Origin of the sequence: Yoonia sp. TsM2_T14_4 (assembly GCF_049602355.1) — a bacterium.
Lineage (GTDB): Bacteria > Pseudomonadota > Alphaproteobacteria > Rhodobacterales > Rhodobacteraceae > Yoonia > Yoonia vestfoldensis_A.
In genome coordinates, this window is sequence record NZ_CP187137.1 from 203,926 (window position 1) to 227,771 (window position 23,846).

At 60.8% G+C, this 23,846-nt stretch carries 21 protein-coding genes; 9 read left to right on the plus strand and 12 right to left on the minus strand.

Annotation, left to right across the window (positions count from 1 at the left end):
• Nucleotides 1-88: 88 nt before the first annotated feature.
• The 4 genes from rpsD (at nt 89) to ileS (ending at nt 5,957) form a co-directional block, all read left to right on the plus strand.
• Nucleotides 89-709, plus strand: coding sequence for a 30S ribosomal protein S4 (gene rpsD / locus ACPF9B_RS00940; RefSeq protein WP_007205881.1), 621 nt, complete (start codon nt 89-91; stop codon nt 707-709).
• A gap of 178 nt (nt 710-887) precedes the next feature.
• On the plus strand, nt 888-1,973 hold the full coding sequence (gene hisC / locus ACPF9B_RS00945; RefSeq protein ID WP_424178605.1) for a histidinol-phosphate transaminase: 1,086 nt from the start codon (nt 888-890) through the stop codon (nt 1,971-1,973).
• A complete protein-coding gene (locus tag ACPF9B_RS00950) occupies nt 1,973-2,896 on the plus strand; it encodes a prephenate/arogenate dehydrogenase family protein (protein WP_424178607.1) in 924 nt (307 codons plus the stop codon). Before hisC ends, ACPF9B_RS00950 begins: the two co-directional genes overlap by 1 nt.
• A 166-nt stretch (nt 2,897-3,062) precedes the next feature.
• The gene (gene ileS, locus ACPF9B_RS00955) at nt 3,063-5,957 is read left to right on the plus strand and encodes an isoleucine--tRNA ligase (RefSeq protein WP_424178609.1); all 2,895 of its coding nucleotides are present in this window, start codon (nt 3,063-3,065) and stop codon (nt 5,955-5,957) included.
• 105 nt (nt 5,958-6,062) lie between these two features.
• Here ileS and ACPF9B_RS00960 read toward each other — a convergent pair whose 3' ends face one another.
• The 4 genes from ACPF9B_RS00960 to fsa all read right to left on the minus strand — a co-directional run bounded on the left by ACPF9B_RS00960 (nt 6,063) and on the right by fsa (nt 9,214).
• Nucleotides 6,063-6,758, minus strand: coding sequence for a CDP-alcohol phosphatidyltransferase family protein (locus ACPF9B_RS00960; RefSeq protein WP_040483247.1), 696 nt, complete (start codon nt 6,756-6,758; stop codon nt 6,063-6,065).
• 42 nt (nt 6,759-6,800) lie between these two features.
• Nucleotides 6,801-7,721 carry a tyrosine recombinase XerC gene (locus ACPF9B_RS00965; RefSeq protein ID WP_424178611.1) on the minus strand — a complete coding sequence of 307 codons (921 nt, stop codon included), beginning with the start codon at nt 7,719-7,721 and terminating at the stop codon, nt 6,801-6,803.
• Complete coding sequence (locus tag ACPF9B_RS00970; RefSeq protein WP_007205875.1) at nt 7,721-8,416, minus strand: DUF484 family protein; 696 nt, start codon at nt 8,414-8,416, stop codon at nt 7,721-7,723. The genes ACPF9B_RS00965 and ACPF9B_RS00970 overlap by 1 nt, the downstream gene beginning before the upstream one ends.
• A 144-nt stretch (nt 8,417-8,560) precedes the next feature.
• Complete coding sequence (gene fsa, locus ACPF9B_RS00975; protein WP_007205874.1) at nt 8,561-9,214, minus strand: fructose-6-phosphate aldolase; 654 nt, start codon at nt 9,212-9,214, stop codon at nt 8,561-8,563.
• A gap of 84 nt (nt 9,215-9,298) precedes the next feature.
• Here fsa and ACPF9B_RS00980 point away from each other — a divergent pair, with 84 nt between their 5' ends.
• The gene (locus ACPF9B_RS00980) at nt 9,299-11,491 is read left to right on the plus strand and encodes a primosomal protein N' (RefSeq protein WP_424178614.1); all 2,193 of its coding nucleotides are present in this window, start codon (nt 9,299-9,301) and stop codon (nt 11,489-11,491) included.
• Nucleotides 11,492-11,549: 58 nt separating this feature from the next.
• On the opposite strand, the gene ACPF9B_RS00985 is transcribed toward ACPF9B_RS00980, so the two are convergent.
• Entirely contained in the window at nt 11,550-12,152 is a 603-nt protein-coding gene (locus ACPF9B_RS00985; protein WP_040483246.1) for a thymidine kinase, read from the minus strand.
• Between the two features lie 105 nt (nt 12,153-12,257).
• Between ACPF9B_RS00985 and arsH the strand changes: the two genes are divergently transcribed.
• Complete coding sequence (arsH, locus tag ACPF9B_RS00990) at nt 12,258-12,968, plus strand: arsenical resistance protein ArsH (RefSeq protein WP_424178616.1); 711 nt, start codon at nt 12,258-12,260, stop codon at nt 12,966-12,968.
• Here arsH and ACPF9B_RS00995 read toward each other — a convergent pair.
• Nucleotides 12,965-14,083 (minus strand): beta-ketoacyl-ACP synthase III, encoded by a 1,119-nt coding sequence (locus ACPF9B_RS00995; protein ID WP_424178618.1) that lies wholly within the window; start codon nt 14,081-14,083, stop codon nt 12,965-12,967. The genes arsH and ACPF9B_RS00995 overlap by 4 nt on opposite strands.
• A gap of 72 nt (nt 14,084-14,155) precedes the next feature.
• Entirely contained in the window at nt 14,156-17,488 is a 3,333-nt protein-coding gene (gene carB, locus ACPF9B_RS01000) for a carbamoyl-phosphate synthase large subunit (protein WP_424178620.1), read from the minus strand.
• Nucleotides 17,489-17,699: 211 nt separating this feature from the next.
• Between carB and aspS the strand changes: the two genes are divergently transcribed.
• Nucleotides 17,700-19,478 carry an aspartate--tRNA ligase gene (gene aspS, locus ACPF9B_RS01005; RefSeq protein ID WP_007205868.1) on the plus strand — a complete coding sequence of 593 codons (1,779 nt, stop codon included), beginning with the start codon at nt 17,700-17,702 and terminating at the stop codon, nt 19,476-19,478.
• On the opposite strand, the gene ACPF9B_RS01010 is transcribed toward aspS, so the two are convergent.
• Nucleotides 19,475-20,191, minus strand: a complete 717-nt coding sequence (locus ACPF9B_RS01010) for a response regulator (RefSeq protein ID WP_424178623.1) — start codon at nt 20,189-20,191, stop codon at nt 19,475-19,477. The genes aspS and ACPF9B_RS01010 overlap by 4 nt on opposite strands.
• Before the next feature lie 128 nt (nt 20,192-20,319).
• Between ACPF9B_RS01010 and mce the strand changes: the two genes are divergently transcribed.
• Both mce and ACPF9B_RS01020 read left to right on the plus strand, forming a co-directional pair.
• Nucleotides 20,320-20,724, plus strand: coding sequence for a methylmalonyl-CoA epimerase (gene mce, locus ACPF9B_RS01015; RefSeq protein ID WP_007205866.1), 405 nt, complete (start codon nt 20,320-20,322; stop codon nt 20,722-20,724).
• 69 nt (nt 20,725-20,793) lie between these two features.
• A complete protein-coding gene (locus ACPF9B_RS01020; RefSeq protein ID WP_424180310.1) occupies nt 20,794-21,048 on the plus strand; it encodes a DUF1467 family protein in 255 nt (84 codons plus the stop codon).
• Here the strand turns inward: ACPF9B_RS01020 and ACPF9B_RS01025 are convergent.
• The 4 genes from ACPF9B_RS01025 to ACPF9B_RS01040 all read right to left on the minus strand — a co-directional run bounded on the left by ACPF9B_RS01025 (nt 21,038) and on the right by ACPF9B_RS01040 (nt 23,810).
• Nucleotides 21,038-21,724, minus strand: a complete 687-nt coding sequence (locus ACPF9B_RS01025; protein WP_007205864.1) for an EI24 domain-containing protein — start codon at nt 21,722-21,724, stop codon at nt 21,038-21,040. The two genes, ACPF9B_RS01020 and ACPF9B_RS01025, sit on opposite strands and share 11 nt — an antisense overlap.
• The gene (locus ACPF9B_RS01030; protein ID WP_007205863.1) at nt 21,721-22,299 is read right to left on the minus strand and encodes a nitroreductase family protein; all 579 of its coding nucleotides are present in this window, start codon (nt 22,297-22,299) and stop codon (nt 21,721-21,723) included. Before ACPF9B_RS01030 ends, ACPF9B_RS01025 begins: the two co-directional genes overlap by 4 nt.
• A gap of 177 nt (nt 22,300-22,476) precedes the next feature.
• Nucleotides 22,477-23,580 carry a class II histone deacetylase gene (locus ACPF9B_RS01035; RefSeq protein ID WP_424178626.1) on the minus strand — a complete coding sequence of 368 codons (1,104 nt, stop codon included), beginning with the start codon at nt 23,578-23,580 and terminating at the stop codon, nt 22,477-22,479.
• Nucleotides 23,577-23,810 carry a hypothetical protein gene (locus ACPF9B_RS01040; protein WP_007205861.1) on the minus strand — a complete coding sequence of 78 codons (234 nt, stop codon included), beginning with the start codon at nt 23,808-23,810 and terminating at the stop codon, nt 23,577-23,579. Before ACPF9B_RS01040 ends, ACPF9B_RS01035 begins: the two co-directional genes overlap by 4 nt.
• Nucleotides 23,811-23,846 lie beyond the last annotated feature (36 nt).

The following is a 23,846-nucleotide window of genomic DNA, read 5'->3' on the forward strand; positions in this document are numbered from 1 at the left end:
GGTGGACCGCGCAAGCGGAACCCTGTCGGCGTGGCAAAATCCACGCAAAGGACAACGCCCTTCGTAACTTACAGAAGGAGATCAGCGTATGACCAAACGTACCGCTGCCAAGTATAAAATTGACCGCCGGATGGGTGAAAACATCTGGGGCCGTCCAAAATCCCCCGTCAACCGTCGCGAATACGGCCCCGGCCAGCACGGCCAGCGCCGCAAGGGCAAATTGTCGGATTTTGGCACCCAGCTGCGCGCAAAGCAAAAGCTGAAAGGCTATTACGGCGACCTGACCGAAAAGCAGTTCCGCCGCATTTATGCCGAAGCCGAGCGCGTCAAGGGTGATACCGGCGAGAACTTGATTGGTTTGCTGGAGCGTCGTCTGGACGCTGTCGTTTACCGCGCCAAGTTCGTGCCGACTGTTTTCGCAGCCCGCCAGTTCGTGAACCACGGCCATGTGACCGTGAACGGCCAGCGCGTGAACATTCCGTCCTACCGCGTGAAAGAAGGCGATGTGATCGAAGTTCGCCAGAAATCCAAGCAATTGGAAATCGTTCTAGTTGCCGCCCAACTGGCCGAGCGTGACGTGCCCGATTACATGGAAGTTGATCACAACAAGATGATCGCGACTTTCGTGCGCACCCCTACGTTGGGCGATGTGCCTTATCCGGTTACGATGGAACCGAACCTTGTTGTCGAATTCTACGCCAAGAACTGATCCGACACAGTGTCGCGATTGCAAAGCCGCCCTTCGGGGCGGCTTTTTCGTTTTGGCAAACCCAAAAGCGCTCCGCGCGGGGATATTTATACTCAGAAGATGATAGCGGCAGCTTGTCTCTGGTCACGGCTTGGTCGCGCGGGTAGAACGTGCAAAACTTTACGCGGAAGACATTAACATGGCGACTGGCATTCAACCCCAACCCGGCATTCTGGATATTGCGCTTTATGTGGGCGGAGCGTCGCGGTTGGACGGGCAGAGCAATGTGCTTAAACTATCCTCGAACGAGAACCCGCTGGGGCCAAGCACTGCGGCGATACAGGCGTTTGCGCGTGCGGGCCATGATTTGCACCGTTATCCGTCAACCGATCATGCCGATCTGCGGACTGCGATTGCCGATGTCTGGGGCGTCGATCCCGCGCGTGTGGTTTGCGGCGTGGGGTCTGGCGAGATCCTGAAACTGCTGGCCGAAGGCTATGCCGGGCCGGGCGATGAGGTGGTGTTCACCGAACACGGCTTTTCGATGTATCCGATCTATGCCCACGCTTGTGGCGCCACGCCCGTCATCGTGCCAGAACGCGACCGCGTGGTCGATGTGGATGCGATCCTGGCCGCCTGCACCGACCGCACGCGGCTGATCTATCTGGCGAACCCCGCCAACCCCACCGGCACGATGATCCCCGAACCCGAGGTCGCGCGCCTTGCCGCCGGTCTGCCGCCACAGGCTTTGGTGGTGCTGGACGGCGCCTATGCCGAATATGTCGAAGATTTCGATGCCGGACGCGCGCTGGTCGAGGCGCGGGAAAATGTCATCATGACCCGCACCTTTTCCAAAATCTACGGCTTGGGCGGTCTGCGTGTAGGCTGGGCTTATGGCCCGCAGGCGGTGATCGATGTGTTAAACCGGCTGCGGGGGCCGTTCAACCTGTCCGCTGCAGCACTTGCCGCTGCCGAAGCCGCGATGCGCGACACCGCCCATACCGAGCGCTGCCGTGCCGAGAATGCCCGCTGGCGTGACTGGCTGGCGGCTGGACTGGCTGATCTTGGCGTCCCATCTGACCCATCCAGCGCAAATTTCATCCTGGCCCGTTTCGCCTCGGCGGCCGAAGCGCAGGACTGTGATGTCTATCTGCGCTCGCAGGGAATTATCGTGCGGCAGGTCGCGGGTTACGGTTTGCCACAATGCCTGCGGATCACAGTGGGTGACGAATCGGCCTGTCGGCGTGTCGTGCATGCTGTGGGCCAGTTCAAGGGTTCACGCTGATGGCGGTGATCTATGACAAGGTCGCGCTGATCGGTCTGGGCCTGATCGCGTCATCCATGTGCCATGCGATCCGGCGTTCCGGGCTGGCGCGGCAGATTGTCGGTTATGCAAGGTCTGCCGAAACACGCGCCACCGCGCGCGAGATTGCCCTGTGCGATCTGGTGACTGACACCGCGGCCGAGGCTGTGGCGGATGCCGATCTTGTCGTGCTGTGCGTTCCCGTGGGTGCGATGGAGGATGTCGCCCGCGACATCGGCCCGCATCTGAAACTGGGGGCAACGCTCAGCGATGTGGGGTCGGTCAAACGCGCTGTGATCGACGCCGTGGCGCCGTTCGTGCCCGAAGGCGTGCATTTCATCCCCGCCCACCCGCTGGCAGGGACAGAACATTCCGGGCCACGATCAGGCTTTGCCGAATTGTTCGACAACCGGTTTTGTATTCTGGTGCCAGTCGAAGGGTCGGACCCGGCAGCTGTGGCGCGTCTGGCCGACCTGTGGCGCGGCATGGGCAGCAATGTCGATAAAATGGACGCCGATCACCATGATCTGGTGCTGGCCGTCACCAGCCACACGCCGCATCTGATCGCCTATACGATGGTCGGTGTCGCCGATGAATTGCGCCGCGTGACCGATAGCGAGGTCATCAAATATTCCGCCGCCGGTTTTCGCGATTTCACCCGCATCGCGGCATCCGACCCGACTATGTGGCGCGATGTCTTCTTGCATAACAAAGAGGCGACGCTGGATATCCTTGGTCGTTTTACCGAGGAATTGTTCGCCCTGCAGCGCGCGATCAGGCTGGGGGATGGCGATCATCTGCACGCCTATTTCACCCGCACGCGGTCGATCCGCCGGTCGATCATCGAGGCAGGGCAGGACACCGATGCCCCCGACTTTGGTCGCACCAAGGCGAAAAAGACCTGAGCCATGCGCCTTTACCCGCCCAATCGGCAGTTCTATAAGGCGCGCATGCAGCGCCTGAAAATCATCGTCATTACTTGCCCGGCGGCCTGACATCAGGCTGGCCGGGAAAAGGTGTCTGCGCCCGCGCACCGCTTTTCATCCGCATTCTGACCAAAGGACACGCGATATGTGCGCCGAGACCACTGATTACAAAGACACGCTGAACCTGCCGCAAACCGATTTCCCGATGCGCGCAGGCCTGCCCAAACGCGAACCCGAATGGCTGGCCCGTTGGGCGCAGATCGGTGTTTACGAAAAATTGCGCGCCAAGGCCGCAGGGCGCACACCCTTTACGCTGCATGACGGCCCGCCCTATGCGAATGGCAATTTGCACATCGGCCACGCGCTGAATAAAATCCTGAAAGATATGGTTGTGCGCAGCCAACAGATGATGGGCCGCGACGCGCGCTATGTGCCGGGCTGGGATTGTCACGGCCTGCCGATCGAATGGAAGATCGAGGAAAAATACCGCGCCAAAGGCCAAGACAAAGACGCGATCAATGTCGTGGATTTCCGCCAGGAATGTCGCAAATTTGCCGAAGGCTGGGTTGATATCCAGCGCGAGGAATTCAAGCGGCTTGGTATCACCGGCAATTGGGATGATCCGTATCTGACCATGGCCTTTCACGCCGAACGCGTGATCGCGGAAGAATTCCAGACATTCCTGATGAATGGCACGCTCTATCAAGGGTCCAAACCCGTGATGTGGTCGCCGGTGGAAAAGACTGCGCTGGCAGAGGCCGAGGTGGAATACCATGACCGCCAGACAGATGCGATCTGGGTGAAGTTTCCCGTTCGGGAAGCCTCTGGCGGGAGTATTTTGAACAAAGCGACAGTGCTGATCTTTACAACGACCCCGTGGACCATCCCGCAAAACCGCGCGATCTGTTTTGGCCCGAACATCGCTTATGGCCTGTACGAAGTGACCGGCACACCTGATGAATGCTGGGCAGCGGTGGGCGACACCTATCTGATTGCAGATGCCCTGGCCGCCGATGTGATGGACAAGGCGCGGCTGGATGCGGGGATGTTCACCCGCCTGCGCGATGTGACGCCGGAGGAGCTGGCTGGGCTGACCTGTGCGCATCCGCTTGCTGGTGCCGATCCCGAATGGGATTTCCCTGTGCCACTGCTGCCCGGCGATCACGTGACCGACGATACCGGCACCGGCTTTGTGCATACCGCGCCCAGCCATGGTGATGATGATTATGCCATCGGGGTCAAACATGGCTTGCCGATGACCTATAACATTCTTGATGACAGTTCCTACCGCGCGGACCTGCCGTTCTTTGGTGGCGAATGTATCCTTAAACCCAATGGCAAACCCGGTGGTGCCAACAAGGCGGTGATCGACAAGCTCAAAGAGGTGTCGGCCCTGATCGCCACCAAGCGCATCACCATTTCCGATGCTCACAGCTGGCGGTCCAAAGCCCCCGTTATCCGCCTGAACCGTCCGCAATGGTTCGCTGCCATCGACAAGGCTGTTGGTGACGGCCAAGACACCTATGGCACCACGATCCGTGAACGCGCGCTGCGGTCGATCGATGAATTGGTGACATGGACGCCCAAGACTGGGCGTAACCGGCTCTATTCCATGATCGAGGCGCGGCCGGACTGGGTTCTGTCCCGCCAGCGCGCCTGGGGCGTGCCGCTGACCTGTTTCACGAAGAAAGGCACACAGCACAGCGACCCCGATTTCCTGCTGCGCAACGCCGATGTGAACGCTCGCGTGCTGGAGGCCTTCGAGGCCGAAGGCGCAGATGCATGGTACAAGGATGGGGCAAAGGCACGGTTCCTGACGGGCATCGTTGACCCTGACGCCTATGATCAGGTGTTCGATATTCTGGACGTCTGGTTTGACAGCGGTTCGACCCATGCTTTCGTGCTGCGCGACCGTGCGGACGGATCCACCGACGGCATGGCTGATCTCTATCTGGAAGGCACCGACCAGCATCGCGGCTGGTTCCATTCCTCGATGTTGCAGGCCTGCGGCACCAAGGGCCATGCCCCCTATCGCGGGGTCCTGACGCATGGGTTCACGTTGGATCAGAAGGGCATGAAAATGTCCAAATCCATCGGCAACACCATCGCGCCCGAAAAGGTGGTGCAGCAATACGGCGCCGATATCCTGCGGCTGTGGGTGGCGCAGTCCGATTACACCGCCGATCTGCGCATCGGTGATGAAATCCTCAAAGGTGTCGCCGACAGCTATCGCCGCCTGCGCAACACGATGCGCTATATGCTGGGATCACTGGCCGATTTCTCGGAAAGTGACCGCATGGACCCCGCCGATATGCCAGAACTGGAACGCTGGGTGCTGCACCGTATCGCTGAACTCGACGTGACTGTGCGCGAAGGCTATGCGCGGTATGATTTCCAAGGCGTGTTCCAAGCGATCTTTACCTTTGCCACTGTCGATCTGTCGGCCTTTTATTTCGACGTTCGCAAGGACGCGCTTTATTGCGATGGCGATACTGCACGCCGGCGGGCCGCACGGACTGTGCTGGACATCCTGTTCCACCGGATCACACGTTGGCTGGCACCGATGCTATGCTTCACGATGGAAGAGGTCTGGCTGGAACGTTTCCCCGGCGATGACAGCTCGGTCCATCTGGAGGATTTCGCAGACACCCCCGCTGACTGGCGCGACGATGCGCTGGCTGCAAAATGGGCGACAGTCCGCCGTGCTCGCCGTGTTGTCACGGGTGCTTTGGAGGTGGAACGCACCGCCAAGGTGATCGGTGCCTCGCTCGAGGCGGCACCAACCGTCTATGTCACCGCAGATGTGGCAAAGGTGCTGGACACCACCAGCTTTGACGATCTGTGCATCACCTCGGCCATCACGATCAGCACTGATCCCGCCCCCGAAGGCGCATTCCGGCTAGATGACGTCGCCGATATCGCCGTGGGCTTTGCGCATGCGGCGGGCGATAAATGCGAACGCTGCTGGAAAATCCTGCCCGATGTCGGCACCCATGCGCATGCGGGCGTTTGCGGGCGCTGCGACGCGGCGCTGGGATAAACGCAAAAGGGCGGCCCATTGTGCCGCCCTTGTTCATCTTGCGAGCGCGTTGAAGCGCCAATGGTAATTCAACGTGATCCCCGCCGGAGGCCAGAAAGTTTTTCTTCAGCCGTCTTTGCCATAGATGATCTGTTGCCCGATGCCTGCGAACAGCAGGTAGACCGATGTCACAACCAGCCCCCAATGGGCCAGCGTATCGGGATGGAAATCGACCCAGGCCGCCCAGGCCGCAAAGAAAGTCCAGCCCAGCGCCATCGGCAAGGTCACGTTCCGCCAACGTTTTGTGCGGACGGGGTGGACGAATTTCAGCGGGGCAAACATCGCCACCGCCAGCGACGACACCAGCATCAGCGAGACCCAGAAATTCGGCTCTAATGCAAAGATCACAAGGACCAGCATGTTCCAGCAGCCCGGAAAACCCGAAAAGGAATAATCCTTGGTCTTCATCCGAGTATCAGCGAAATAAAGCGCCGAGGCAAAGGTGATCACGATGATTGCGGTCCAGCCTGTCCAGCCTGGCAGCAGTCCTGACTTGAATAATGCATAGGCAGGCACAAAGACATAGGTCAGATAATCGATGATCAGGTCCAACAGCACACCGTCGAACACGGGGGCGTTGCGGGTGACCTCGTATCGGCGCGCCAATGGCCCGTCGATCCCATCAACAAAGAACGCCACGACCAGCCATAGGAACATCAGGTCCCATTTCTGGTCCACCGCTGCCAGCATCGCCAGCATCGCAAAAACGGCACCCGAGGCAGTCAGCAAGTGAACGAAAAGGGCCTTGGTACGTAAATTCATCAAAACGTCATAGCCAATTTTCATCCTAGAGCAACGGCAAACTCAGGCTTTGGGATGCGCACGGTCATAGACAGCCATCAATTGCGCGGCATCGACGGCGGTATAGGCCTGCGTGGTCGATAGTGACGCATGGCCCAGCAGTTCCTGAATACAGCGCAGATCACCGCCCGCCGCCATCAGATGTGTGGCAAAGGAATGGCGCAGGGCATGGGGCGTGGCGGTGCCGGGCAGGCCCAGTTGCAGGCGTGTCTGTTCGACAACCTTCTGGATCGCGCGCGGGGCCAGCGGCCCGCCGCGGATAGCACGGAACAATGGCGCATCGGCGGCTTGCTCATAGGGGCAAAGCCGCAGATAGCCCGCGACAGCATCGCGCGCGATGTCCAGCACTGGCACGATCCGTTGCTTGCCGCCCTTGCCGGTGATCCGCAGCACGGGCGGCAGCGGCGCATCGCGGCCTTGCAGCGACAGCGCCTCTGATATCCGCAGACCGCAACCATACAGCAAGGTGACAACGGCCGTATCGCGGGCCGCGACCCAAGGGTCACACGCCTGCAGACCAATCTGGTCGATCATGTCGCTGGCGGCAGGGGCGCTCAGCGGACGGGGCAGCTTGGGCTGGAACTTGGGCGCGCGGGTGGACAGAACGGCCGTTGGCTCGAAGCCTTCGCGCGCGGCCAGCCAGCGATAGAACGATTTGACCGCCGACAGCGACCGCGCGAGCGAGCGTGCGGCGACACCGCGCCCACGTTCATGCGCCATCCATGCGCGCATATCCGACAAGGTCACGCGCGCGAGCGGGCCAAGACCCTGCGTATCGCCATTATGCTGCGTCAGGAAGGCCATGAAGCCCAGCACATCGGCGCGATAGGCCACAATCGTATTTTCTGCGACACCGGCAAGCGCGCGTTCATGGTCCAGCCAGTGATCCAGCTTTGCGGTCAGCGCGGGCGCGATGAAGGCCATTAGGCCAGCCAGCGGCGCAGCACCCGTTCCAGAACGCCGGTGAAAAACACTAACAGATCGGTGCCTTGCGACTGACTGAACTGCGCAGCGTTTTCGCTGCCCATGACCAGCATCGCAGGGCGACGGCCTTCGCCAAGGTCAAGTTTCAGGCAGGCTTCGGACTGGATGAACGGCGCGCGGTCGCCATAAAGGCTGGCGCCGACATTCTGGAACTTGCGCAATGTCACCTGCCGGGCCGGCATGTTCCGCCCAAGCGTAATGTATTGATCCACGAATCCCGCTGCGACCACGACAATAGCCGGGTCCATGGCAGGATGATCCGCCGGTGTATCCGTTTCCAGCGCCAGCCGGATCGCATCGACGCGCAATGTATCGGCGACATCACCGGTCAGGTCGCGCAAAAAGCTGGCAAAGGTCTGGGCATCCATCATCCGCAGGATTGCGCGATGCACCTGATTGGTGCCTGCCAGATTGTCATAGGCGGCGGCGATCACATTGCGGTGGGTGTCTTCCAGCCGGTCGAAACGCGCCTCCAGCCGTTCCATCGCGATGGCGCGCAGATCGACGATATTGCCGCCGCGCGCGTCGTCATTCGCGCCGACAAGGGCACGCATCACGTCGTGATCATCCAAAAGGAAATCGGGGTTCGCAATGATCCTTGCGCGAAGATCATCCGCCAGTGAAGACTCTGTCATATGCCTGCTCTGCTTTTGTTTTGTAACAAGCTAGCAGGTCCGCAGGCGGGATGCCGCAACTTTTTTCGTCATACCACCTTGGCGAGGCGTTTTTATCAAGCGCGGCGCGTAAGGTCGGTCTGGACCCACCTTACGCAGGTTGTATCACAGGATCTTGATGCCGGCCTTTTCCACATCCGCCATAAAGCCCGCCAGACCCTTGTCCGTCAGGATATGGTTCGCCATCGCCTTGATCACCGCAGGCGGTGCCGTGGCCACATCGGCCCCGATCTTGGCGCAATCTGACATGTGGTTGGCGGTCCGGATCGAGGCGGCCAGGATCTGCGTCTTGAACCCGTAATTGTCATAGATTGTGCGGATATCCTCGATCAGTTCCAGCCCATCAAGGTTGATGTCATCCAGCCGCCCGATGAACGGGCTGATGAAAGTCGCGCCCGCCTTGGCCGCCAGCAGGGCCTGATTGGCCGAAAAGCACAAGGTGACGTTGACCATGATACCTTCGTCCGACAGCGTTTTGCAGGTCTGCAGACCTGCCCATGTCAGCGGTACCTTGACCGCGATGTTATCGGCGATCTTGGCCAGCTTGCGGCCTTCGGCCAGCATCGTGTCCGCGTCCAGCGCCACCACTTCGGCTGATACGGGGCCTTTTACCAGATCGCAGATCTCTTTGGTGACTTCGAGGATGTCGCGCCCCGACTTTGCGATCAGCGACGGGTTCGTGGTGACCCCGTCCACCATGCCCAGATCGTGTAGTTCCTTGATCTGGTCAAGTTCGGCCGTGTCGACAAAAAACTTCATAACTTCCCTCCGGGGATGGGTTGGTGTTTGTTGCTCCAGCGTTTACCTGAGGACGCAGGCAGCGTGAACCCTCAAAAGGCGGTTATGATCCCAAGCTATTTCCCACAAGGCGATCTGGTCGGCGTGCTGACGACCCAACCGCTTGACAGGCTGCTGGATTACAAGGCGCCTGAAGGCGGCTGTCATCTGGGTGCCTTTGTCGAGGTGCCGCTTGGGCCGCGCAAGGTGCTGGGCGTGGTCTGGGGGCCGGGGCAGGGGGATTATGACAGTGCCAAAATCCGCTCGGTAATCCGCGTGCTCGACCTTGCGCCGATGCGGGATGAGATGCGTGATTTCCTGACCCGTGCCGCCGATTACACCCTGACACCCATGCCCGCGATGCTGCGCCTTGGCACCCGCGCGCCGGGGTTGGGTGATGCGCCATCCATGCGCAAGGTGTATCGCCTTGGCACACGCGACCCCGATCGCAAAACCGCTGCCCGCGACAAGGTGCTGGCGGTGCTGCGTGACTATGGCGGGCTGGCCTTTACACTTGGCGAATTGGCCGAGGCCGCGGATGTCGGGTCCTCGGTGGTCAAGGGGCTGGTCGCCCAGGGGGCAGTTCTGGAAGAAGACGCGCCGCGTGATGTCCCCTATCCGCCGCTTGACCCCGACCACGGCGGCAAGGCGCTGAACCCCGATCAGGCGGTTGGGGCAGATGCCCTGCGCGCCGCCCTGCGCAAGGAGGGCTATGGCACCACTCTGCTGAAAGGCGTGACAGGATCGGGCAAGACCGAAGTTTATCTTGAAGCCGTCGCCGAATGTCTGCGTATGGGCAAACAGGCGCTGGTGCTGCTGCCCGAAATCGCCCTGTCAGGCGAATTCATCGAACGGGTGGAGGCGCGGTTCGGCATGCGGCCCGCTGAATGGCATTCGGGTGTCACCATGACGGAACGGCGGCGCTGCTTTCGGATGGTCGGGCAGGGGGATGCGCAACTGGTTGTGGGCGCACGCTCGGCGCTGTTTTTGCCGTTCCGAAACCTTGGCCTGATCGTCGTCGATGAGGAACACGACACGTCCTATAAACAAGAAGACGGCGTGCTTTATAACGCCCGCGACATGGCGGTGCTGCGCGCGGCACTTTGCGGGGCGCAGGTCGTGCTGGCCTCGGCCACACCCAGTCTGGAAAGCTGGGCAAATGCGCAGGCGGGCAAATATGCGCGGTTGGACCTGACCGCGCGGTTCGGCGCGGCTGTGATGCCGGAAATGGCCGCCATCGACATGCGGGTCGAGGAATTGCCGCACGGGCGGTGGGTTTCACCCACCTTACGCGACGCCATCGCCAACAGGCTGGAAAAGGGCGAACAATCGCTGATCTTTTTGAACCGGCGCGGCTATGCGCCGGTCACGCTGTGTCGGGCCTGCGGGCATCAGATCGGCTGCGACCATTGCGACGCGCGGATGGTCGAACACCGGTTCCAGAAACGGCTGATGTGCCACCAATGCGGTGAAACCAAACCGATCCCGGTGATCTGCCCGTCTTGTGGTGCCGCCGACAAACTTGCCGCTGTCGGCCCCGGCGTGGAACGGATGGGCGAGGAGGTGGCAGCCCTGTTCCCCACCGCCCGTATCGCCGTGCTGTCGTCGGACCTTTACGGATCGGCCCGCGCCATGAAGGCGCATATCGCTGAGATCGCCCAAGGCGGCACCGATATTATCATCGGCACACAACTCGTCGCGAAAGGGCATAACTTTCCGCTGCTGACACTGGTCGGCGTGATCGACGCCGATCTGGGGCTGCAAGGGTCTGATCTGCGCGCCGCTGAACGCACCTTCCAACTGATGCGGCAAGTCGCCGGGCGCGCCGGGCGCGCGGCAATCCCCGGTGCGGCGCTGTTGCAGACCTACCAGCCCGATCACCCCGTGATCCGCGCGATTCTGAACGGGGACGAAGAAAGTTTCTGGTCGGCCGAGGCCGCCGAACGCCGCGGTGCAGGTGTGCCACCTTACGGGCGGATGGCGGGCATCATCCTCAGCGGGCCGGACCTGAAGGCGGTGTTCGATCTTGGCGATGACATGGCGCGGCGCGACGGGCCCTTACGCCAGATCGGTGCGCAGGTTTTTGGCCCTGCCCCTGCCCCCATAGCCCGCGTGCGCGGCAAACACCGCGTGCGCCTGCTCGTGAAAGCCGACAAATCGGCGCCCCTACAAGCGGCACTCGCGCAATGGGTCGCGCAATTCCGGTTGCCCGCGAACCTGCGCCTTGCGATCGACATCGACCCGCAGAGTTTCTACTAGCCCATCTTCCGAGCCCGTGAATTGCCTTTGGCAATTCATGTTAATCCCCGCCGGAGGCTTAAAAGTTTTTCTTCTCCGGCACGTCCTCGCCCATTTCCTGCCGCCAGTGACGGCGACACAGTGACACGTACCGGTCATTCCCGCCGATCACGATCTGGTCGCCCGCCGTCATCACACGGCCCTCGGCATCCTTGCGAACGACCATCGTCGCCTTTTTGCCGCAATGACAGATCGTGCGGACCTCGCGCATTTCATCTGCCAGCGCCAGCAGCGCGGCAGAGCCTGGAAACAGCGCGCCCAGAAAATCCACCCGCAGCCCGAAGGTCATGATCGGCACGCCCAGATCATCGACCGCGCGCGCCAATTGCCAGACTTGTTCGGGGTCCAGAAATTGTGCCTCGTCGATGAACACACACGCGCAGGGGCCGCAGTCCAGCCGCGCCTTGATCTTGGCGAACAGGTCCTCGCCGGGGGCGAAGGTGTCGGCATCCGCACCAATCCCGATCCGGCTGCCGATCCTGCCATGGCCCGCGCGGTTATCCAGCTGCGCGATCATCAGATAGGTCTGCATCCCGCGTTCGATGTAATTATGCGACGCCTGCAACAACACGGTCGATTTGCCCGCGTTCATGGTGGAATAGTTGAAATAAAGCTTTGCCATCCCGCTGATTTGCCCGCTGTCAGCCGCCTTGGCAAGACCCGCAGGCCTGTTCACACGCGCCATCTGTGATAGGTCCATCATCGATCACATGCGAAAGAGACGCCCATGGACCTGTCCGATCTGCCAAATATCACCCCCGGTGCCTTGCAACGGTTGGACCATGCCACCCTTGCCGGGCCGGATGATGCAGGCCACCCGCCGCGTATCCTTTTGCTTTACGGGTCGTTGCGCCCGGTCAGCTACTCGCGCCTCTGCGCCGAGGAAGGTGCGCGGGTGCTGCGTGCGCTGGGCTGCGAGACGCGGTTTTTCGACCCCTCGGGCCTGCCATTGCCCGATGACGGGGTTGATGCCGACCATCCCAAGGTCGCCGAACTGCGCGATCTTGCGCTTTGGTCCGAAGGCATGGTCTGGTCCAGCCCCGAACGGCACGGCGCGATGACGGGGATCATGAAAACCCAGATCGACTGGCTGCCGCTCTCGCCCATTGGCGGCATCCGCCCGACGCAAGGCAAGACACTGGCGCTGATGCAGGTATCTGGCGGGTCGCAATCATTTAACACGGTCAACCAGATGCGGATTCTGGGGCGCTGGATGCGGCTGATCACGATCCCGAACCAGTCCTCTGTCCCGATGGCATGGCAGGAATTCGAGGGCGGGCGGATGAAACCATCCCCGCTCTATAACCGGATCGTCGATGTGATGGAGGAACTGGCCCGTTTCACCCTGATGACCCGCAGCCGTGACAAGATGCTGACGGATCGCTATTCCGAACGGGTCGAGACGTTGCACGATGTGCATCAACGGATCAGCGGCTAGGCGCGTTCCACGATCACCGATCCCACCGAATAGCCTGCGCCGAAGGAGCAGATCAGCCCTTTGTCGCCCGGCGCCAGATCGACGGAATGTTTCGCAAAGGCGATGATCGACCCGGCCGATGACGTGTTGGCATAGTCCTGCAGGATATTGGGCTGCTCATCCGGGGCGGGTACGCGGCCCAGCACCTTGCGGCCAATGTAATCGTTCATCGTCTTGTTGGCCTGATGCAGCCAGAGCCTGCGCAGGCTGTCCGCGCTGACGCCTTCATCGGCCAGATGGTCGGCGATATGCTGGCTGACCAGCGGCAGTACCTCTTTGAAGACCTTGCGCCCGTTCTGCATGAACTGCATGTCGCGGCGGTCGTCCATCGCGTCATGGGTGCGACGTAGATAGCCGTTGTTATTGCGGATATTGTTGCTGAACTGGGTGGCGCAACGGGTGGACAGCACCTTGAAATGCGGCTTGTCCAAGCCTTCGTCGCGTTCCAGCAAGGTCGCCGTGGCAACATCGCCGAAAATGAAATGGCAATCACGGTCGCGCCATTCCAGATGGGCGCTGCAAATCTCGGGGTTGACGACCAGCGCGCGCCGGATCGACCCCGCGCGGATCATATCAGCGGCGGTTTGGATGCCGAAGGTCGCGCTGGAACAGGCGACGTTCATATCAAAGGCAAAACCGCCCGCGCCCAAAAGCTGTTGGATTTCCACGCCAATCGCCGGATAGGCGCGTTCCATGTTGGATGCGGCACAGATCACCAGATCGACGTCGGCGGCATTCACACCTGCGGCCGCCAGCGCCTTTTGCGCGGCATCGACGCCGATTTCCGCCATGTAGCCGGGCGCGTCATCGGGGCGCTGTGGCAGGCGCGGGAACATGCGCGCGGGGTCCATCAAGCCCGATTTATCCAGCACATAGCGCTGTTCGATACCGGAGGCGGCAAGAATGAAATCGGCCGAGGAATGCGGTTTCGCGGCGACAGCACCGGTGGCTATGGCATCGGCGTTCTGCGCATTCCACAGGTCGGCATGCGCGTTAAAGGCTGCGACCAGTTCGTCATTGGTGATGACTTGGGACGGGGTGAAAACCCCCGTCCCGGTGATGGCTGCCTTGTGCATATCCGCCCTCGTAAATTCTGCGCGACCCTAGGGCCGGGGCGGCTGGATTGTCCACCAGAACGCAGCGTCCGGTCAGCCTTGCAAGGACCGCACGTCAATATCCCCTTCCTCGCGCGCCTGCATGGCCAGCACAGCGGCATGGCTGGCAGCGGCGGTGGTGAAATAAGGGATCTTGTCATAAAGCGCGACGGCGCGGATATCGCGGCTGTCCTCGACGGCTTGCGCGCCTTCGGTGGTGTTGAACACCAGCGCGATATGCCCGTCTTTCAGGCGGTCAACGATGGTTAGCCCGCCTTCATAGACTTTGCTGACCACTTCGCAGGTGATCGCATGCTCGGTCAGCCAGGCGGCGGTGCCGCGCGTGGCGACAATATCAAAGCCCATGGCGCGCAGGATTTGCGCCGCTTGCACCATATCTGCGGTTTTGTCCGCATCGCGGATAGAGATGAAGACAGTGCCGGTTTCAGGCAGATTGGTGCCAGCGCCCATCTGCGCCTTGAGAAACGCGCGCGGGAATGACCGGTCCCAGCCCATGACTTCGCCGGTGGAGCGCATTTCAGGCCCAAGGATCGTATCGACGCCGGGGAAACGGGCAAAGGGCAAAACGGCCTCTTTCACCGAAAACCACGGCGTGTTGGGGTCGGCCAACGTAAAGGCATCGCCCAAGGGCAGCACATCCATCGGGTTTTCCGATGCCGGATAAGGCGCGCGCAGCGGGAAGTTGGACAAAGGTTCACCCGCCATCAACCGCGCCGCAATGGACGCGATGGCGCTATCCGTGGCCTTGGCCACAAACGGCACGGTGCGCGATGCGCGCGGGTTCACCTCGATCAGGTAAACCTCTTCGTTTTTCACCGCGAACTGGATGTTCATCAGGCCGACAACATGCAGCGCGCGGGCCAGCTTTTCGGTCTGGCTGCGGATTTCCGCGATCATTGCCGCAGACAGTGAATAGGGCGGCAGGGAACAGGCGCTGTCACCGGAATGGACGCCTGCCTCTTCGATATGCTGCATGATTCCCGCGACATGGGTGTTTTCACCATCAGACAGGCAATCGACATCTACCTCGACAGCGCCGGACAAATAGCTGTCCAGCAGTACGGGGCTATCGCCGGATACGACCACAGCTTCGGAAATATAGCGTTCCAATTGTGCCTGATCGCGCACGATTTCCATCGCGCGGCCCCCCAGCACGTAGGACGGGCGGATCACCAGCGGGAAACCGATGGACTTGGCAATTTCAAATGCTTCGGCATCCGAATGGGCAATGCCGTTGACGGGCTGTTTCAGCCCCAGTTTCTGCACCAATTGCTGGAACCGTTCACGGTCTTCGGCCAGATCGATTGCATCAGGCGTGGTGCCAAGGATCGGGATGCCAGCCTCGTGCAAGGCATTGGCGAGTTTCAGCGGAGTCTGGCCGCCGAATTGCACGATCACGCCGTGCAGCACGCCGTTTTCCTGTTCTACCCGCAGGATTTCCATCACATGTTCAAAGGTCAGCGGTTCGAAATAGAGCCGGTCCGAGGTGTCATAATCGGTCGACACGGTTTCGGGGTTGCAGTTGATCATGATCGTTTCATAGCCCTGATCGGTCAGGGCATAGCAGGCATGACAGCAGCAATAATCAAACTCGATCCCCTGCCCGATCCGGTTCGGCCCGCCGCCAAGGATGACCACCTTTTTACGATCTGATGGGCGTGCCTCGCATTCCACATCGCCCATGACGGGGGTTTCATAGGTCGAATACATATAGGGCGTCTGCGCTTCGAATTCGGCGCCGCAGGTGTCGATGCGCTTGAACACGGCCGTAACGCCCAGATTGTGGCGCGCGCGGCGCACGTTATCCTCGGTCCGGCCTGTCAGCGTGGCAAGGCGGGCATCGGTGAAGCCCATCATCTTGATTTTGCGCAGGCCGGTTTCCGTCACGGGCAGGCCGTTTTTGCGAATCTCGGCCTCTGCGTCGATGATCTCGCGGATACGGGCCAGAAACCACGGGTCGAATTTGGTGACAGCGTGGATGTCATCATCGGACATGCCGTGGCGCATGGCTTGGGCAATCACACGGATGCGGTCGGGGGTCTGTTGCGCCAGTGCTTTGGTAATCGCGGCAGCGTCAGGCGCACCGGGGATGGTGATTTCGTCAAAGCCGGTCAGGCCGGTTTCCAGCGACGCCAGCGCCTTTTGCATCGATTCGTGGAAGGTGCGGCCAATCGCCATCGCCTCACCCACCGATTTCATCGCGGTGGTCAGGTGCGGTTCAGAGCCTGCGAATTTTTCAAATGCAAAGCGCGGAATTTTCGTGACGACATAGTCAATGGTCGGCTCGAACGACGCAGGTGTGACGCCGGTGATGTCATTGTCCAACTCGTCCAGCGTATAACCCACCGCCAGTTTCGCGGCAATTTTCGCAATCGGGAAACCTGTGGCCTTGGACGCCAGCGCGGAGGAGCGTGACACCCGCGGGTTCATCTCGATCACCACCATGCGGCCATCGGCGGGGTTGATCGCCCATTGCACGTTGGACCCGCCGGTTTCGACACCGATTTCACGCAAAACGGCGATGCTGCCGTTGCGCATGATCTGGTATTCCTTGTCCGTCAGGGTCAGCGCAGGGGCAACGGTGATACTGTCGCCGGTATGCACGCCCATCGGATCGACGTTTTCGATGGCGCAAACGATGATGGCATTGTCGGCCTTGTCGCGCACGACCTCCATCTCGAATTCTTTCCAGCCGAGCAGGGATTCATCGACCAGAATTTGCCCGACGGGGGATGCCTCCATGCCTGTGCGGCAGAAATGTTCATATTGTTCACGGTTATAGGCGACACCGCCGCCCGTGCCGCCAAGGGTAAAGGCGGGGCGGATGATCGCGGGCAGGCCAACATATTCGATGGCGTCGATGGCCAGTTGCAGACCGGCCTTGATGTCACGCTTGCCGTTTTCGCCCTTGGGGGCGGTGATGATCGTGGCCTTGGGGTTTTCGATGCCAAGCCGGTCCATCGCCTCGCGGAACAGCTTGCGGTCTTCGGCCATTTCGATCGCTTCGCGTTTCGCGCCGATCATCTCGACCCCGAATTTTTCAAGCACCCCCATATCGGCCAGCGCCAACGACGTGTTTAGGCCGGTCTGCCCGCCCATCGTGGGCAGCAAAGCATCGGGGCGTTCTTTTTCGATGATCTTGGCGACGATTTCCGGCGTGATCGGTTCGATATAGGTGGCGTCAGCCAGCCCCGGATCGGTCATGATCGTGGCGGGGTTCGAGTTGACGAGGATGACCCGATACCCTTCTTCGCGCAGTGCCTTGCAGGCCTGTGCGCCGGAATAGTCAAATTCGCAGGCCTGCCCGATAATAATGGGACCCGCGCCAATGATCATGATCGATTTGATGTCGGTCCGCTTTGGCATCGTACTGCCCCCTGATGTGCAAATTGTCGTGGGTTATAGGGATGACGCGCGCAGGTGCAAGGCTTTGCGTGGGCGAATGGGTGCAAAGTCAAAATCTGCTGATTTTGACGCCTCCGGCGGGAGTATTTTGACCAAAGCGAAGCAGTGGTTGACACGGACGGGCCAAAGGGGTGTATCGGGCGGGCCTGTATTTTCGCCAAAGGACCAAGCCATGCACGCCTATCGCAGCCATACCTGTGCCGATCTGACCGCCGCCGATGTTGGCAAAACCGTGCGTCTGTCCGGCTGGGTCAATCGTGTGCGTGATCACGGCGGCATCCTGTTCATCGACCTGCGCGACCATTACGGGATCACGCAGGTGCTTTGTGACCCTGATTCCGCGGCCTTTGCCGATGTCGAAAAGCTGCGGTCGGAATATTGCATCCGGATTGATGGCGAAGTGAAGGCGCGGGATGCGTCACTGGTGAACCCAAAGCTGCCCACCGGCGAGATCGAGGTATTCATCCGCGAGGTCGAAGTGCTGGGTGCGGCAAAGGAATTGCCGCTGATGGTGTTCGGCGATCAGGAATACCCCGAGGAAACGCGGCTGAAGTACCGGTATCTGGACCTGCGCCGCGAGGCGATGCAGAGCAACATGAAGCTGCGGTCCGATGTCGTCGCCTCGATGCGGCGGCGGATGTGGGACAAGGGGTTCCGCGAATACCAGACGCCGATCATCACCGCATCCAGCCCCGAAGGCGCGCGGGATTTTCTGGTGCCAAGCCGCCTGCATCCGGGCAAGTTTTACGCGCTGCCGCAGGCCCCCCAGCAGTTCAAGCAGCTGATCATGGTGTCGGGCTATGACAAATATTTCCAGATTGCGCCGTGTTTTCGAGATGAAGACCCGCGTGCGGACCGCTCGCCTACGGATTTCTACCAGTTGGACTTGGAAATGTCGTTTGTCACGCAGCAGGATGTGTTCGATACGATCCAGCCGGTGATCGGCGGAGTTTTTGAGGAATTCGGCGGCGGGCGCAAAGTCGACCAGACATGGGAGCAGATTTCCTATAAAGATGCGGCCCTATGGTATGGCACTGACAAGCCAGACCTGCGCAACCCGATCAAGATGCAGGTCGTCAGCGACCATTTCCGCGACTCTGGGTTTGCGATTTTTGCCAAGCTGTTGGAACAGGACGGCACCGAAATCCGCGCCATTCCCGCGCCGACAGGCGGGTCGCGCAAGTTTTGCGACCGCATGAACGCCTTTGCCCAGAAAGAAGGGCTGCCTGGGATGGGCTATATTTTCTGGCGCGATCAGGGCGAAGGCATGGAGGCCGCAGGCCCTCTTGCCAAGAACATCGGGCCTGAACGGACCGAGGCGATCCGCCAGCAGCTGGGGCTTGGCCTTGGCGATGCGGCATTTTTCCTTGGTGGCAAGCCCAAGGCGTTCGAGGCAGTGGCGGGCCGCGCGCGCACCGTGATCGGTGACGAATTGGGGCTGACGGATAAGGACCGGTTCGCCTTTGCCTGGATCGTCGATTTCCCGATCTACGAACAGGACGCCGAAACCGGCAAGATCGATTTCGAACATAACCCGTTTTCCATGCCGCAAGGCGGGATGGAGGCGTTGTCGGGCGATCCTTTGGCCGTGCGGGGCTATCAATATGATCTGGCCTGCAATGGCTATGAACTGGTGTCGGGCGCGATCCGCAACCACAAGCCCGAGATCATGTTCAAGGCCTTCGAGATCGCGGGCTATGGCGAGGATGAGGTGCGCAAGCGGTTCGGCGGCATGGTCAACGCGTTCCAATACGGCGCGCCACCACACGGCGGCTGTGCGGCGGGGATTGACCGGATCGTAATGCTGCTGGCCGACGCGTCCAACATCCGCGAGGTCATCATGTTCCCGATGAACCAGCGTGCCGAAGACCTGATGATGGGCGCGCCAAGCGAGCCGATGAACGAACAATTGCGCGAATTGCGCCTGCGCGTCGTGCCGCCCGAAAGCTAAATCGGCCCGCCTGCCGCAAGGCGCTGTTGCACCAGTTGCGACAGCGCCGCGATATCAGCATGCGGGTTTTGTGATCGGTTGCGCGTGATTTCCACGGCGCGCACGGCACGCGACAGATCACTGTCCTTGCCGTTGCGCGCGACGTCGCCCAAAAACTGCATGACATAGGGCAGTGATCGGTTTGGTTCGGGCTGGCCAAGCAGATGCGCGACCTGTGACAGGTCATCACGCAAGGCGATCCGGTCCGGCACCACCCGTTCGTCGGGCAAGGCGCGCGGCCCGGGTGGTTGTCTGTCCGCAGGCAGGTGTTGCAGAATCGCGGTCTGAAAGGCTACCAGATTATCGATCGGTTTCGCCAGAAACCCGTCAGCACCTGCGCGGATCACCGCATCATGCGCCGTTTCATCCCCGCTGGTGCCGATGATCACCGGAATGCGCGGCGTGGCGCGCGCCAGGCTGCCGATCAGGTCCAACCCCGACCCGTCTGGCAGCCCCAGATCAACCAGGCAGACCGAGGGTCGATAGACCGCCAGATGCCGCTGCGCCGTTTGCAGGCTGTCGGCGCGCCGGATACGTGCGCCCGACCGCAGACAAAGCAGGCGCACGGCTTCGCTTGCAAAACGGCTGTCTTCGACAAGCAGCACTGTCAGCCCCAACAGGGGGCGTTGCGCTGTCGGTGTACGGGCAAGCAAGATGCTGTCGGTTGTGTCCATGGCGATTCGTCCTTTCACTGGCGCTGCTGTAGTTTGGGCAGGATAGGGTGAACGTAGCCTTAAGGCCGACGCGCGTTGCGCGCTGCGCCGCGCTGCGGCATAACAAAATCACACAAAGGAGGATCGCCATGATCGGACGCTTGAACCATGTTGCCATCGCCGTACCTGATCTGGTCGCGGCCAGCGACCAGTACCGCCAGATGCTGGGGGCCGATGTCGGCGCGCCGCAGGATGAGCCGGATCACGGCGTCACCGTGGTTTTCATCACGCTGCCGAACACCAAGATCGAATTGCTGTACCCGTTGGGCGATCAATCGCCGATTCAGGGTTTTCTAGACAAGAATCCTTCGGGTGGTATTCACCACATCTGTTACGAGGTAGATGACATCCTGGTTGCACGCGATCACCTGCTGGACCAAGGCGCGCGCGTGCTGGGCGGGGGTGCGCCCAAGATCGGCGCGCATGGCAAGCCTGTGCTGTTTTTGCACCCCAAGGATTTCAACGGTTGCCTGATCGAGCTTGAACAGGTCTGAAATCGGCGTATCTGGATCATAACAGCGAAAGGAAACGACTTGGCTATCACATCTGGTATCGTTTTGTTTATGGTCATCTGGTCGATGGTGTTTTTCATCGTCCTACCGCTGCGCATGGTTAGCCAAGGTGACGCGGGCGAGATCGTGCCGGGGACCCACGCTTCGGCCCCAGCCGATGCCCAGGTCGGCCGCAAGGCGAAGATCACCACCTATTGGGCGCTGCCTTTGTGGTGCATCATCACGGCGGTCATTTTGTCGGGCGTGATTTCCGTGCGTGACATCGACATGTTCGACCGGATGGGGCCAGCCGTCGTCAGCGACTGAGCTTGTGGAACAGGTGGGTGAATGTCGCAGCCCCCAGCACCGGGATCAACAGGTTGATAAACGGGACTGACAGCGGCACCGCCATCAGGCAACCGGCGATCCAGATCGTGCCTTGGTGGCGTTTGGCCATGGCCCGGGCATCAACCCGCCCGATCCGGCGCATGGCCGCCAGCTGGAAATATTCCCGCCCCAGCAGGAATCCGTTCAGCGCGTAGAAGATAAAGAACGCCGCGAAAGGCAACATCGCATAGACCCCGAAGGCCAGCAGATTGGCTGCAATCAGCAGGCCAAGAAAGCTGATCGTATCGCGCAGCCCCTCGAAAAAGCCTATGGGTGGCATCGGTGGCAGGTCGGGGAAATGGGTGTCTTCGACGGCTTGCGCCACCTCGTCCAGAAATAGCGATGTGATGGCGGATGCGACAGGCACCATCAAGAAGACCGATAGCAGGATCATCAGCCCCAGCGACCCCCAGCTGAGCAGATCACCCAGCCAGGTGATTTGCCCAACGCCGGGCAAAGTGACCGGTTCGGCGGTCAGTACAGCGATCAGCCACAGCAGACCTGCATAGATTCCCACCAGCAGCGCGATCGTCAGCCCGATCCCCCGCCACAGCACGCTGCGAAAACGAGGGTCTGACACTTGCGCCAGCGCCAGCAGGAAGGATGACAGGATCATGCGGTCATCCAGCTGGTGATCGCCGCAATATCGGGTCGTGGACGGTCGGGAGGTGCGCTCGTTTCGGTGCCAAGATGGATCAGGCCGGCGATATTTTCATGGTCGGCCAATCCCAGACCATCGCGGATAAAGTCGCGGTCATGGCTGGGCCAGCCCGACAGCCAGTTTGCGCCCCAGCCCGCCGACAGCGCGGCATTCACCAAGGCCAGACAAACCGCCCCTGCGGAATAAACCTGTTCGATCTGGGGGATCTTGTCGGATGGCTTGGGGCTGCTGACCACGGCAATCGCCAGATCAGCCTGCGCATATTGGTCCTGGGCCTTGGCGCTGCGGTCAGGGTCGATGCCAAGCACGGTTCCGCGCGCAGCCACCAGCCCTGCCAGACGCATCAAGGCGGGCTTGGTCAGCACGATGAACCGCCATGGTTCCAGCTTGCCGTGATCGGGTGTCCGCGCGGCGGCGGTCAACAGGGTGTCCAACGCATCGGCATCGGGGACTGGCGTGGTCAAGGTCTTGGCCGGGCGCGACCGGCGGGACAACAAAAAGGCAAGTGCCTCGGGGTTTGGTGTGGGCATGGTGGCTCCTGCGGATGGGTGCGAAAGTGATAGGGGGTCGGTGGTCGGGTGGCAACGGGACAGGCGGGATCTGGCTGGCGATCTGCGGGCTGTACGACCTTTTGGTGTTACCCTTGCGGACAATTCAGGCTTGATTGAGGCCGCATTTTGCGCAGGTTACGATGCTACGTGAAATCGTCATGCGGTCAGATGCGCGGCCATATCGTCGATCACTGTGTCAAGATAGGCATCGAACCCTGCGTCGGGCTGGCGCAGCGGAAATACCTCGGCAAAAGGGTCGGGGGCGTGAACGGTACTGCCCGCCATCGTTTGTAACACGGCATGGCCGCAGAATGGCACATAGGTTTCTGAATAGCCGCCTTCGTGTACCATCACCAACCGCCCGTCGCAGATATCGCGCGCAAGCTTCATCACCCGTGCGGTCATCTGCGCGAATGTATCCGCCGTGGCCAGCATCCGGCCCAAGGGGTCGTTCGCCGCTGCATCATAGCCGCAGGCGATGATCAGCACGTCTGGCGCGAAATCGCGGATCGCAGGCAGCGCTAGGCGGTCCATCGCGGCCAGATATCCCTTGTGCCCGGTGCCGGGTGGCAAGGGGATGTTCAGGTTGCAACCGGCCCCCGCCCCCGTGCCGCGGTCGGCAAAAGCGCCGGTATCCATCGGATAATTGCGGTCTTGGTGGATGGAAACAGTCAGCACATCGGCGCGGTCGTAAAATATGGCCTCGGTTCCGTTGCCGTGATGCACGTCCCAATCCAGCACCGCGAAACGCTGCGCCAGCCCTGCCGCGCGCGCCGCCTCGATCGCGATGCCGATATTGTTGAGAAGACAAAACCCGTTGGGAAAATCCGGCAGGCAATGATGGCCGGGTGGGCGTGACAGCGCATAGGCATTGTCCATCTCGTCCTGAAGGACAGCCAAGAGCGCGGCTTTGGCCAGCCCAGCCGACAGCGCCGCAATCTCGTATCCGCCGGGACCAAAAGGCGTGCGGCGGCCCAATTCGCCGCCACCGGCGTCCGACAGCGCCTTGAACCGGTCCAGATAATGGGCCGGATGCACGCGCAACAGATCGGCGGCGGTGGCGGGTGCGGCCCCGCGCATCACAAGATCACGGGCCAGACCTGTCACCGCGATCAGGTTTTTCAACCGGCGCTTGGTTTCAGGGCTTTCGGGCAAGCCACCGTTCATTGGCTGCACCAGCCCGCCCACCGGCAACATGCCTGCGTAATTGCCGCCGCCATGCCAGAAACAGCGTTCATCCCAGAAAAACCCGGTCGTCATGTCTTGCGCAGCCGGTAGATGCCTTCGGGCAAATCAAGTGCGGCCTGCAGATCGCGCAGCTGCGTCATGGACATGGTGATCTGCACGTCGCTATCGCTGCGCGGATCATATTGGGTCAGGGTGACGCAATCATCAAAAGCGTTGATGATCACATCCTCGCGCAACGGTGCCTTGCCTTCGTCGACAAGGGTAACCACGGTCGCGTCGTAATCGTGTTCTATGCTAAACATGGGGTAAGCCTAACGGGACATTGCGGGCCAAGCAAT